Source organism: Streptomyces sp. NPDC060205, assembly GCF_042728395.1.
Classification (GTDB): Bacteria; Actinomycetota; Actinomycetes; order Streptomycetales; family Streptomycetaceae; genus Streptomyces.
Genome location: NZ_JBHWZP010000284.1, coordinates 1 through 12,237 on the forward strand (window position 1 = coordinate 1; position 12,237 = coordinate 12,237).

11 protein-coding genes are annotated in these 12,237 nt (G+C 71.2%); 2 read left to right on the forward strand and 9 right to left on the reverse strand.

Annotated features, from left to right (window positions below; translation table 11 throughout):
* Positions 1-50: 50 nt before the first annotated feature.
* The 4 genes from ACFWGJ_RS34335 to ACFWGJ_RS34350 form a co-directional block, all read right to left on the reverse strand.
* The gene (locus tag ACFWGJ_RS34335) at positions 51-1,883 is read right to left on the reverse strand and encodes an LCP family protein (RefSeq protein WP_387332424.1); all 1,833 of its coding nucleotides are present in this window, start codon (positions 1,881-1,883) and stop codon (positions 51-53) included.
* 16 nt (positions 1,884-1,899) lie between these two features.
* Positions 1,900-2,574 carry a nicotinate-nucleotide adenylyltransferase gene (gene nadD, locus ACFWGJ_RS34340; RefSeq protein WP_210882678.1) on the reverse strand — a complete coding sequence of 225 codons (675 nt, stop codon included), beginning with the start codon at positions 2,572-2,574 and terminating at the stop codon, positions 1,900-1,902.
* Positions 2,575-2,621: 47 nt separating this feature from the next.
* On the reverse strand, positions 2,622-2,786 hold the full coding sequence (locus ACFWGJ_RS34345) for a hypothetical protein (RefSeq protein WP_199854695.1): 165 nt from the start codon (positions 2,784-2,786) through the stop codon (positions 2,622-2,624).
* 141 nt (positions 2,787-2,927) lie between these two features.
* Positions 2,928-3,083: a hypothetical protein gene (locus tag ACFWGJ_RS34350; protein ID WP_210882676.1), complete on the reverse strand. Its 156-nt coding sequence runs from the start codon at positions 3,081-3,083 to the stop codon at positions 2,928-2,930.
* Positions 3,084-3,200: 117 nt separating this feature from the next.
* Here ACFWGJ_RS34350 and ACFWGJ_RS34355 point away from each other — a divergent pair, with 117 nt between their 5' ends.
* Positions 3,201-4,319 carry a M48 family metallopeptidase gene (locus ACFWGJ_RS34355; RefSeq protein WP_387332426.1) on the forward strand — a complete coding sequence of 373 codons (1,119 nt, stop codon included), beginning with the start codon at positions 3,201-3,203 and terminating at the stop codon, positions 4,317-4,319.
* A 140-nt stretch (positions 4,320-4,459) separates the two neighbouring features.
* Here the strand turns inward: ACFWGJ_RS34355 and ACFWGJ_RS34360 are convergent, their stop codons facing one another.
* The 5 genes from ACFWGJ_RS34360 to proB all read right to left on the reverse strand — a co-directional run bounded on the left by ACFWGJ_RS34360 (position 4,460) and on the right by proB (position 9,755).
* Complete coding sequence (locus ACFWGJ_RS34360; RefSeq protein WP_387332428.1) at positions 4,460-5,527, reverse strand: hypothetical protein; 1,068 nt, start codon at positions 5,525-5,527, stop codon at positions 4,460-4,462.
* Positions 5,528-5,717: 190 nt separating this feature from the next.
* Positions 5,718-6,308, reverse strand: a complete 591-nt coding sequence (locus ACFWGJ_RS34365; protein ID WP_387332429.1) for a hypothetical protein — start codon at positions 6,306-6,308, stop codon at positions 5,718-5,720.
* A 110-nt stretch (positions 6,309-6,418) separates the two neighbouring features.
* The gene (locus ACFWGJ_RS34370) at positions 6,419-7,705 is read right to left on the reverse strand and encodes a glutamate-5-semialdehyde dehydrogenase (protein WP_387332431.1); all 1,287 of its coding nucleotides are present in this window, start codon (positions 7,703-7,705) and stop codon (positions 6,419-6,421) included.
* Between the two features lie 126 nt (positions 7,706-7,831).
* The gene (locus ACFWGJ_RS34375) at positions 7,832-8,290 is read right to left on the reverse strand and encodes a hypothetical protein (protein ID WP_107016291.1); all 459 of its coding nucleotides are present in this window, start codon (positions 8,288-8,290) and stop codon (positions 7,832-7,834) included.
* A gap of 322 nt (positions 8,291-8,612) precedes the next feature.
* Complete coding sequence (proB, locus tag ACFWGJ_RS34380; protein WP_387332433.1) at positions 8,613-9,755, reverse strand: glutamate 5-kinase; 1,143 nt, start codon at positions 9,753-9,755, stop codon at positions 8,613-8,615.
* 341 nt (positions 9,756-10,096) lie between these two features.
* On the opposite strand from proB, the gene ACFWGJ_RS34385 reads away from it, so the two are divergent.
* Positions 10,097-12,184: a hypothetical protein gene (locus ACFWGJ_RS34385; RefSeq protein WP_387332435.1), complete on the forward strand. Its 2,088-nt coding sequence runs from the start codon at positions 10,097-10,099 to the stop codon at positions 12,182-12,184.
* Positions 12,185-12,237 lie beyond the last annotated feature (53 nt).

Sequence of the window (12,237 nt, forward strand, 5' to 3'; positions counted from 1 at the left end):
GGCCCTGTGGGGCGCATCCCCCGCAGGCCCGCGGGCCGGTCCGCCCGGGGTTATTCGCTCACCTTGTAGTCCTGGCCCAGGACCACCGACACGTCCGCGTTGGAGGTGACCTTGCCCTTCTTCACGGAGGTCGTCGGCAGGCCCAGCGTCTTGGCGACCTCGGCCGCGTCCTCCTTCTTGGCGGCGTCGGCGTAGGTGACCTCGGACACCGCCTGGGCGGTGTCGGCCGTGCCGCCGTCGACGAAGGTGTAGCCGCCGTTGAGCAGCACGACCCTGGCCTTCTCCGTGGCGTCCTCGTCGGCCGTGGCGTTGCGGATGCCGACCTGGACGGCGGCGCCCTTCTCGGGGCTCCTGGCGGCGCCTCCGAGCACGTCCTTGACCACGCTGTCGCTGGCCTGCGCGCTGAGCCTGCCGTCGCTCTGGACGGGCAGCAGGGCGGTCTTGAAGTCGCCCTCCTTGGCGCGGTCCGCGAGCTGGGCGAGGAACGCGCCCAGGTCCTTGTCGGTGAGCGAGGGGTCGAGGATCTGCGCGAGCGTCTGCACGGTGGTCGTGGCGGCCTGCTCGTCGGACGACAGCTTGCGCAGCACGCCCTGCATGACCTGCCCGAACCGCTGCAGCTGCGCGTTCTGCGCCTCCCCGGAGGCGCGGTACGTGGCGTACGCGACGGCCATCTTGCCGCTGAGCGTCTGCTGCTCGCCCTTCTTGACGAGGGGCGCCTCGCCCTTCTTCTTCGCCTCGGGGTCCGGCACGTTCGCGTCGGTGTCGATGTCGATGTTGCCGACGAGCTCGACCAGGTTGTTCAGGTACGGGGTGTCGAGGCGCCAGGTGCCCTCGATGTCCGTGCCGAGGACGGTGTCGAGTTCGTCGCGCGTCCCGGAGGAACCGTCGTCGTCGACGGACTTGGACAGGGTGGTCGCGCCGCCGTCGTCGTCCGTCAGGGCCAGGGAGTTGGGCAGCAGGACCGTGGTGCCCTGCTTCGTGGTGGTGTTGTTGACGAGCAGGGCCGTCGAGGTGCCGCTGCCCTTGGTGTTGTGCAGATGGACGACGATCACGTCGCGCTTCTGCGCGCCCGCCGCGGTGGTCGTGCCGTCCTTCTCGTCCGACGAGGACCCGGGCAGCTTCCCGGCGAACCAGAGATAGCCCGCCCCGCCCACCACGACCAGCGCGAGGACGACGACGAGGGCGACCACCCGGCCGCGCGCGCGGCGCTTGGCCTCCTCGCGCCGCTCGGTGCGGTTCTCGGTGAACTTGAGCCAGTCGATGACGTCCTCGGACTGCTCGGGCTGCTCCTCGACGAACGCGAACTGCTCGGTGCGGTAGTCGGGTTCACCCGCCCGCTCGTCGCCCTCCGGGGTCACGGGGGCGGACGCGGGGGCCGGGTCCTTCGCGGGGCCCGCCTGCTGGGGGATGTACGCGGTCTGCCCGGCGGCCTGGGGCTGCTGCCGTCCGGTGTCATGGGGCGCCACAGGTTGCTGCTGACCGGTGTCATAGGACACCACGGGCGCCGCCTGGTGCTGACCCGCCTGCTGCCCAGCCTGATGTCCTGTCTGCTGCCCCGCCGCGTACGGGTCGTAGCCGTAGCCCTGCCCGTACCCCTGCTGACCGTAGTCCTGGCTGTAGTCCCGGCCGTACTCCTGCTGCCCGTAGTCCTGCGCGGGCGCCTGCCCCGGGACCTGTCCCTGCGCCTGTCCCTGCGCCTGGCCCTGGGCCTGGCCGCCGTAGGGGTCGTACGAGCCGTACTCGTCCTGTTGCGCAGCGTACTGAGGGTGTTGCGGAGACTGCCCCGGCTGCGGCACCTGCCGGTACACGGGCTGCCCGAACTCGTCGTAGCCGACGAGTTCGTACTGGTCGCCTCCGTACCCAGCGTCGTATCGGTCGTTCACCGGTGCCCCTCTCGGCTCACTCGCCGCGGTACAGCTCACGCTTGTCGATGTAGCGCACCACACCGTCCGGCACCAGGTACCAGACCGGGTCACCCTTCGCGACCCGGACCCGGCAGTCCGTGGACGAGATGGCGAGCGCGGGGACCTCGACGAGCGAGACACCGCCCTCGGGCAGACCGGTGTCGGTCAGTATGTGGCCGGGCCGGGTGACCCCGATGAAGTGCGCGAGGGAGAACAGCTCGTCGTGGTCGCGCCAGGTGAGGATCTGGCCGAGCGCGTCGGCGCCGGTGATGAAGAAGAGATCCGTGTCGGGGTTGAGCATGCGCAGATCGCGCAGCGTGTCCGTGGTGTAGGTCGGACCGCCGCGGTCGATGTCGATGCGGCTCACGGAGAACTGCGGGTTCTCGGCGGTCGAGATGACCGTCATCAGATAGCGGTCCTCGGCGGGCGAGACCTTGCGGTCGGTCTTCTGCCACGGCTGTCCGGTCGGTACGAACACCACCTCGTCGAGGTGGAACCGCGCGGCGACCTCACTGGCGGCCACGAGGTGTCCGTGATGGATCGGGTCGAACGTTCCGCCCATGACACCGAGGCGGCGCTTGCCCGGGTTCGACGGTCCGTTGCCCGTGCCACGCCGTGCGTCGTGTGCCACGACGCCCGCCGGACCGGTAGGCATGTCCTGCTCTCCCATGCGTGCAGACCCTACCGGCCCGGACGGCGGGCTCTGTCGCGCGGCCGTCAGCGGTCCCGGTTGAAACGGGTGGTGATCCACAGCAGCAGCAGAAGGGCGAGAAAGGCTCCACCGCCGACGAACAGGGGGTTCAGGCTCTCGTGGTTGCCACCGTGCTCCTCGCCCTCGGCGGCAAGTGTGACCAACTGGGCAGCGGTGCTGTGGAAGCTCATCTTCAGCAGGACCTATCCGATGGGGACGATGTGGGCGGGGTAAAGACTCCGCACATCGTAAGCGGGTGCCCTCTCCCGCATCACTCCGACTCCGCCGTTGGGGAGTTCGGCTGTGCCGGGCCGGGAACCTTCCGCGGGGTCTCAGTCGTCCCGTTTGTAGCCGCGCAGAAGGAACCAGGCGGCCAGCCCACATCCGACGACCATCACGATCAGCACGATGCGGAGGAGATTGCCGGCCCCTTGTTCCTGGGCGGCACTCGCGGCCTCGACGAGCCACGATCCGGGGGAATGCTCCATTGACGTACTACTCCTTGACGTACTGCTCCTTCGCCGTACTGCCCGTCCACGGTATCTCCGCCTAGGCTGGTGCCCGCCTTGGGGGCACAGAAGGCAACCAAACGCATGGGGGACCACATGCCAGAAGAAAGCCACGAGAACGTACCGAGCAGGCAGCGCAGGCGCTTCGAGGGGATCTCCTCCCGGGCGTACGAGCACCCCGCGGACCGCTCGGCCCTGGTCGCCCTGCGCAAGCTCACCGGCTTCGACACGGTCTTCAAGGCACTCAGCGGCCTGCTCCCGGAGCGCAGCCTGAGGCTGCTGTTCCTGTCGGACTCGGTGCGGGTCTCGGACGCCCAGTTCGCCCACCTGAACGTGATGCTGCGCGACGCCTGCTACATCCTGGACCTGGACAAGGTCCCGCCGATGTACGTGAACCAGGACCCGCAGCCGAACGCGATGTGCATCGGCCTGGACGAGCCGATCATCGTGGTCACCACCGGACTCGTCGAACTGCTCGACGAGGAGGAGATGCGGGCGGTCATCGGCCACGAGGTGGGCCACGCGCTGTCCGGCCACTCCGTCTACCGCACGATCCTGCTGTTCCTCACCAGCCTCGCCCTGCGCGTGGCGTGGATCCCCCTCGGCAACCTCGCGATCATGGCGATCGTGACCGCCCTGCGCGAGTGGTTCCGCAAGTCCGAGCTGTCCGCGGACCGGGCGGGGCTGCTGGTCGGCCAGGACCTGCGGGCCTCGATGCGCGGCCTGATGAAGATCGCGGGCGGCAACCACCTGCACGAGATGAACGTGGACGCGTTCCTCGCCCAGGCCGAGGAGTACGAGGCCGGCGGCGACCTCCGCGACTCCGTGCTCAAGATCCTGAACGTGATGCCCCGTTCCCACCCCTTCACCACGGTCCGGGCGGCCGAGCTGAAGAAGTGGGCGGAGTCCCGCGACCACCAGCGGATCATGGACGGCCACTACCCGCGGCGCGACGAGGACGGCGACACGTCGGTCACGGACTCCTTCCGTCAGTCGGCGGCCAGCTACGCCACCGACGTGAAGAACTCCAAGGACCCGCTGATGAAGCTGGTCAGCGACATCGCGGGCGGCGCGGGCGACCTCGGCGGCCGGGTACGGCGAGGCTTCGGCGGCTTCGCGACGGGCAACAGCACGGGCAGCACGTCCGGCAGCACCACGAAGGACCGTCCCCGCACGGACGACCCGGAGGACACACCCCCGCCCGGCACACCCTGACGCCGGGACCCCGATGAGGGGCGCCCCCGCGGGGGCGCCCCGACAGGGGCGCGGGGAACTGCGCGACAAGCCCCCACCGGGCCCGCAGATCACCACGACGCATCACGATGCCCGGGCCGGCCGCCCAAGCCGAGCGCAGCTCAGAGCTTCGGCTGCGCGCTGGCCGCCAGCGACCCGCACAACGCCGTGGCGCTCCCCGTGGCGAACGGATCCGTTCCGGCCGGCCCACCCGCCCGAGCGGTCTCCCCCGCCAGCAGCGGCCGCAACTGCTTCGTCGCATCCTCCGCACAGGCCAGCGGCCCGGCCTGGACGTAGGAGACGAGCAGTTCGGCCTGGTGCATCCGCAGATCGTCCCGGTCGAACCGGAAGTGCAGCTCGCGCCGGACGGTGAACAGCGAGGCCCGGGCCTTCTCGTCGGACCCGGTCGGCCGCAGCGCGTACACGAAGGTGTGGTCGGCGCTGACCTCAAGCGTGTCGGAGTCCGTCTCGGCGGCGGTCAGCGTGCCCTGCACCCGCACCTTGGTGTCGGCCAGCTCGGCCTGCGCCGGGTCGAAGCGCACCAGCCACCCCGTGGGCGCGTGCCGCCCGTCCGCCGCGGGGCTGCGGAAGCTCTGGTCGAACTGGTCGAGCTGCTGCGGATCGAGCAGGATCCGCACCGACCGGCTGGCACCGCCGGTGAGGACGTCCGGGTCGAGCGCGGACTCCACGAGGTAGTCCTTCGCCGTGGTCAGCGCGGTGACGATCTGGCTGTCGGAGAAGTGCGCGGTGCGCCGGGAGGCGGGCAGCGTGATGCCGTCGGCGCCTATGCGGAACTGGTCGGCGGGACTGTGCGCGTACAGGGCCTCCACATCGGCCGAACCGGGTACGCGGCTCTGCGGCGCGAGCGGTATCACCGTCATGCGCAGGGGTTCGGGATGCTTCGCGACGGGCGTCTGGTACGGATGGCGTACGCCCATGTAGATCGCCGTGCCGAACGCGACGGCGATCAGGACGACGAGGACCAGGGCCTGCCGGGAGAGGCCCCGGCGCATCGGGGGCCGGCGGCGGACGGCCGGCGTGTGGTCGCCGATCCGCTCCTGCGCGGAGAACTCCTGGAGGCGGGCAGCACGGACGAACGACTCGTCGAAGACGACGGACCGGTACTCCTCCTCGCCCCCGCCGGGTACACCCTCGGATGTCCCCTCCGGTGGGTCTCCAGGACTGCCCATACTTTCAGAGTAGGTCTCCTGGACCTCAGGTAAACGCCCTGCTACACGACAAGTTCTGACAGGTTCTCACCAGATTTGCCATCAACTCCCGGAGCAGGAACGCAAGCTGCGGCGGCCGTTTTCCAAACCTGTTTCCGCCACGGGAATCGCGACGTGTTCACGGCGCGTTCGGGGCGTGCTCGCGGCGTGCTCAGGGCGTGCGGGGCACCGCCGAGGCGGCCGGCGGGGAGTAGTCGGCGGAGGCCGAGGGGCCCACGCCGCCACCCTGTTCGAGTCCGGTGGAGGCGGGCAGCGGAACCTGGTCCCCGCTGCTCGACGAGGCGCCCCGGTAGACCGCCGCGAACGCCAGCGCCACCATGCCGATGCCCATCACGAGGGCGAGCATCCAGGCCACGGGGCGGTGCCAGCGGGACTGCTTGCCGTAGGCGCCGGGGTGGCCGTAGCGGCCGTGGAGGACGTCCCGGTCGTCGAGGTCGTCCAGCTCGGGGTCGTGGCCGAAATCGCCCGGCCCGTCGGCGCCGAACGTGTCCTCGTAGAGCTCGTCGTCCCCGCGCAGCCCCCGGGTGTGTGCCCGGCGGGCCTCGGCCTCGGAGGCCTCAGCTCTCGCCTGCGCGGCGGCCAGGAGACGCTCCACGGCTGTCGGCTCGTGCACCGTCGCCGCCCGTACGAAGGCCTCGTCGAAGACCACGGAGGCGAACTCTTCGTCCGCACCCCCGCGGTCGCGGTCGTCGTCGGGCTCCCAGCCGTCAGGGAACGGCGTGCCCCCCACGTCCTCCGGCACGGATCCAGAGTAGACCGGGGTGGTCAATTTGGGCAGACGGTACGGAAATTCTCCCGCCTGGCGAGACGGCCGGCGCCGGGGCTGCCCGGGGTGCCCGGCGCCGGACGCGGTCAGCGCCGGATGTGCCCGTCGCCCGTGACGATGTACTTGGTGCTCGTCAGCTCCGGCAGCCCCATGGGCCCCCGCGCGTGCAGCTTCTGCGTGGAGATCCCGATCTCGGCGCCGAAGCCGAACTGGCCGCCGTCCGTGAAGCGCGTGGACGCGTTCACGGCCACCGTCGTCGAATCGACCAGCTGGGTGAAGCGGCGGGCCGCCTGCTGCGAGGTGGTGACGATCGCCTCGGTGTGCCCGGAGGTCCACAGCCGGATGTGGTCGACGGCCCGCTCCAGCGAGTCGACGACGGCCGCCGCGATGTCGTAGGACAGGTATTCGGTCTCCCAGTCCTCGGTCGTCGCCTCGACGACGGTGGCCTTGGAGTCCTTCCCGTACGCGAGGACGCGCTCGTCGCCGTGCACGGTGACCCCGGCCTCCGCGAGGGCGTCGAGCGCGAGCGGCAGGAACCGGGGCGCGATGTCCTGGTGGACGAGGAGCGTCTCGGCGGCGTTGCAGACGCTGGGCCGCTGCGCCTTGGAGTTGATCAGGATGTCGATCGCCATGTCGAGGTCGGCGTGCGCGTCGACGTAGACATGGCAGTTGCCGGTGCCGGTCTCGATGACCGGGACGGTGGACTCCTGGACGACCGTGCGGATCAGCGAGGCGCCGCCGCGCGGGATGAGCACGTCGACGAGGCCCCGGGCCCGCATCAGCTCCCGTACGGACTCGCGGTTGTCGCCCGGTACGAGCTGGACGGCGTCGGCGGGCAGGCCCGAGCCGCCGACGGCGTCGCGCAGGACGCGGACGAGGGCGGAGTTGGACTCGTACGCCGAGGACGAGCCGCGCAGCAGCACCGCGTTGCCGGACTTCAGGCACAGGGCTGCCGCGTCGACCGTCACGTTCGGGCGGGCCTCGTAGATGATGCCGACGACGCCGAGCGGGACGCGGACCTGGCGCAGGTCGATGCCGTTCGGCAGGGTCGAGCCGCGGACGACCTCGCCGACCGGGTCGGGCAGCGCCACCACGTCGCGTACGTCGGAGGCGATCGCGCGGATCCGCTCGGGGGTGAGCGTGAGCCGGTCGATGACGGTCTCGCTGGTGCCGGCCGCACGGGCGCGCTCGACGTCCTTGGCGTTGGCCTCGACGATCTCGCTGGTACGCACTTCGAGGGCGTCCGCGATCGCGAGCAGCGCGTCGTCCTTCTCGGCGCGCGGCAGCGGAGCGAGGTCGGCGGCGGCGCCCTTGGCACGGTAGGCGGCCTGGGTGACCGGGGACATCGAGTCGTACGGCGAGAGCGTGGTCATAACCCGCAGGGTAGTGCGCCCGCGAGAGCTGTTCAGCCGTTGTCCCACACCGCGAGACAGGTCCTGAAATGGCCGTAGAAAGCGTGTGCCCCGGGAGTCACGGAGGTGAGGCAGGGGCCCCAGCGGTCAGAACGGGTGGACGCCGACCGGGGTGGCCGGCAGCGGCCCGTAACCCTCCGCGATCCGCTGGTGGTAGGTCTCGCGGTCGATGACCTCCAGGCCGACGATCTCCCACGGCGGCAGCTTCGCGGTCTGGCGGTGCTCGCCCCACAGCCGCAGCGCGACCGCCGCCGCGTCGTGCAGGTCGCGGGCCTCCTCCCAGTAGCGGATCTCCGCGTGGTCGTTGGCGTACCGGCTGGTCAGCAGAAAGGGGTGGTCGTGGGCGAGCTGTTCCAGGCCGCGCCTGACCTCTTTGAGCGGGGCCTCGCCGCCCGAGACGCTCAGCGTGACGTGCCACAGCCGCGGCAGGTCCTGCGGCTCCTCCGCCTCGTACATCTCACCGGCGGCGACGCTGGTGAGCGCCCGCTCCTCGCCGGCCGCGCGCGAGCCGCCAAGACTGCGGGACGCCGCCGCCCCAGGGCGCACTCGTCTCACGACGGCCTCCTTCACGCAGTGGGTCCGCTCGGACTGTCGACTGATCGGACTGAGGGGTTGTCCCTGAGACAAAGTTGAGCAGGTGGGAAGGCGCCGCGTGGCACTTTTACCGAAGGTCCACCTCCGGGCAGGGGCTTTGTCCGGCGTTCCCCACTCTTTTCGGCCGGGGCCCTGTTGACGGGCGCGGCGCCGGGCGTACGCCGGTGGGACCTCCGGCGGACACCGCTCCGGCGCCCCCAGCCCTCCCCCGGCCCTCCCCCAGACCCCTCCAGACCCCTCCAGGCCCTTCCGGCGCCCTCTCAGGCCGTCCTCCTCACGGGCTCAGGAGCACCAGGTCGTCCCGGTGCACGACCTCGCGTTCGTACGCGGGACCCAGCTCGCGGGCCAGGTCGTGCGTGGAGCGCCCGATCAGCTGCGGGATCTCCTTCGCGTCGAAGTTGACCAGCCCCCGGGCGACCGGCCGCCCCGCGCCGTCCCGCAGCTCGACGGGGTCACCGGCGGTGAAGTCGCCCTCGACGGCCGCGATGCCCGCGGGCAGCAGGGACGTGCGCCGCTCGACGACCGCGCGCACGGCCCCGTCGTCCAGGACCAGGGCGCCCTGCGGGGTCGACGCGTGCTGCAGCCACAGCAGCCGGTCGGCGGAGCGGCGGCCGGTCGCGTGGAAGTACGTGCCGGTGTCCCGTCCGGCGAGGGCGTCGGCGGCGTGCACCGCGCTCGTCAGCACCACCGGGATGCCCGCCGCGGCGGCGATCCGGGCCGCCTCGACCTTGGTGACCATGCCTCCGGTACCGACGCCCGCCTTGCCCGTACTGCCGATGTCGACGTGGGCGAGGTCGGCCGGAGTGCGTACTTCCGCTATCCGCGACGTACCGGGTCTGCTGGGGTCGCCGTCGTACACGCCGTCCACGTCGGAGAGCAGCACGAGCAGGTCCGCGCGGACCAGGTGGGCGACGAGGGCCGCGAGGCGGTCGTTGTCGCCGAAGCGGATCTCGTCCGTGGCGACCGTGTCGTTCTCGTTGACGACCGGCAGGGCGCCCATCGCGAGGAGCTTGTCGAGGGTGCGGGAGGCGTTGCGGTGGTGGGCGCGGCGGCTCATGTCGTCGGAGGTGAGCAGCACCTGGCCGACCCGGACGCCGTACCGGGCGAAGGAAGCGGTGTAGCGGGCGACGAGGAGGCCCTGGCCGACGCTGGCGGCGGCCTGCTGGCGGGCCAGGTCCTTGGGGCGGCGGCGCAGGCCCAGCGGGGCGAGGCCGGCGGCGATGGCGCCGGACGAGACGAGGACGACCTCGTGCTCGCCGCCTCCGCGGCTCTTGGCGAGTACGTCGACGAGGGCGTCCACGCGGTCGGCGTCGAGGCCTCCGGCCGCGGTGGTCAGGGACGAGGAGCCCACCTTGACGACGATCCTGCGGGCGTCCACGACGCCCTGCCTGCTTGCCGCCCGCCTAGCCGCTGACACGCTGCACCCCAATGTTCCCCGCGTTCCCACGGTCCGACCTGCGACCTGTCCGGTTCGTGCAATCTACGGGACGGGGGGCGGCCGACGCCCCCGTGTTTCGAGGGGCGGACGCGGGGAGGCGGGCCGGCGGGGGCGCGCGCCGAGGGCGGGAAGGGAGCGTCACAGCTTCTCGTCGTTTTAAACCCAAATCCGGTGATAGTTCTCACGCAAGATTGCTAGGCGACCCGCAGAAGTCATACGGTCAGGGATCGGCCTCTCCCGTACGAGCTTCAGGGAGGTACGGCGAGGCCCGACCTCCACGCCTCCCCCCATCCGCCGCACCCCTCGCAGGAGCCCATTCCGTGCCCTCCGCCGGACTCGCCACCCGCCGCATCGTGCAGCTCTCCGCGCTGCTCGCGATGTTCGCGCTCTTCACGGCTCAGATCGTCTCCGCTCTGCTGCCGAACGTCCCGGTGTTCGTCGCCGCGAGCGCCGCCGGCCTCGCCCTCGACGTGTTCCTGCAGTACCGGGACCCCGGGCTGCTCTCGCTGCTCGGCAAGGTCCGCTTCGACGCCACGGTCCGGCAGCTGCTGCGCGACATGATCATCCTGGTGGGGCTCCTGCGCATCGACGGCATCAGCCCGACGCGCGAGCAGGCGCCGCTGATGGTCGGGCTGTGCGTCTTCTACGCCCTGCACTTCGCCTGCCAGGCCGCCGCCGTCATGGTCCGCCGCACCCGTACGCTGCCGATCGTCACCCGCAACATCGACGCGTCCGCGCTGCGCCTGAGCACCGCCCCGCCGCGCATCCTGGCCCGGCGCCCCGGTCACCGGCTGCTCGCCTTCTCCGTGCCGACCACGATCGGCCTGATGGTCACTGCGGCCACCGAGCACGCCATGTGGGGCGCGATCGGCCTCGGGGTCGCCCTCGTGCTGATCGGCGGCGGCACCGCGTACCTCGCCACCTGGCTGCTGCCGAAGAAGCGCGCCCTGAGCGAGCAGAAGGTCATGGAGTGGCTGGACCAGTGGCTGGCGAACTACCGGCCGACGGTCGCCATGTACTTCTCCGGCGGCACGACCTCCGCGTACCAGGCGAACATGTGGCTCTCCACGGTCTCCGCGGTCGACGCGAAGCCGCTGATCGTGCTGCGCGAGCGGTTCATGGTGCAGAAGATCGACGCCACCGACGTGCCGATCATCTGCTTCCCGAAGGTCTCGACGATGTTCTCGCTGGAGAACTCGACGCTGAAGATGATGCTGCACCCGGCGAACGCCGCGAAGACCTCGCAGGTCCTGCGCATCCCCACGGTCAAGCACGCCTTCATCAACCACGGCGAGAGCGACAAGCTCTCCTCCTGCAACCCGTACGCGAAGGCGTACGACGAGGTGTGGGTCGCCGGTCCCGCGGCCCGCGAGCGGTACGCGCTGGCCGAGGTCGGCGTCGAGGACAAGGACATCGTGGAGGTCGGCCGCCCGCAGCTCGCGCCGATCCGCCCCTACTCGGGGGCGCCGACGGGCGCGTTCACGACCGTGCTGTACGCCCCCACGTGGGAGGGCTGGGACGGCAACCCCGGCAACACGTCCGTGGTCCTGGCCGGCGAGAACATCGTCCGCCGGCTCCTGGCCGACGACGGTGTACGGCTCCTCTACAAGCCGCACCCGATGACCGGCTCCGTCGACATGCGCGCGGGCGCCGCGAACGAGCGCATCAAGGCGATGATCCGCGAGGCCGCCGCGCTGCGCACGGGTGCTCGCCCCGAGGCCGGTGCCGCGGCCGAGCTGGCACGCCGCACGGCCGAGCTGGACAAGCTGACGTCCACCGACTTCCGCAACAGCGCCGACGAGATGGAGCGGATGCTGCTCCAGGGCGCGCCCGGGGGCGACCGCGAGGCCGCCATCGCCGAGGCCACGCTGGCCTGGGAGAAGGCCTACTGGGCGTCCTTCCCGGAGTGGGAGCACCAGATCATCACGGACGCGCGGCCGGGTATCTTCGCGTGCTTCAACCAGGCGGACCTGCTGGTCAGCGATGTCTCGTCGGTGGTGTCCGACTGGCTGTCGAGCGAGAAGCCGTACGCGGTGGCGAACACGTCGGGGATGACCGAGGCGGCGTTCCGCACGGGGTTCCCGACGGTGTCCGCGGGTGTCGTCCTCACCCCCGGCGCGGAGGGTGTGCCTGCGCTCCTGGAGTCGGTACGCCGGCCTGAGAAGGACCAGTTCACGGCGGCTCGTGCCGCGCTGAAGGAGCACCTGCTCGGTCCGTCCGACCCGCCGTCGATGGCCCGCTTCAACGGAGCGATCCACGACCTGTGCACGAAGGCCGACGAGCGGCGGGTGCGCATGGAGTCTCGGCTCGCGGCCGAGATCCCCTCACCGCGGTCTGCGTCGGAGGACGCGGCGGAGGAGGGTGCGCAGGACGCGAGCGAGGCGGAGGAGGACTCGGTCAACGCGTGACGCTTGCGCGCGCTCACTGAACAAAGGCGTGGGGCCCCGGAGATCACTCCGGG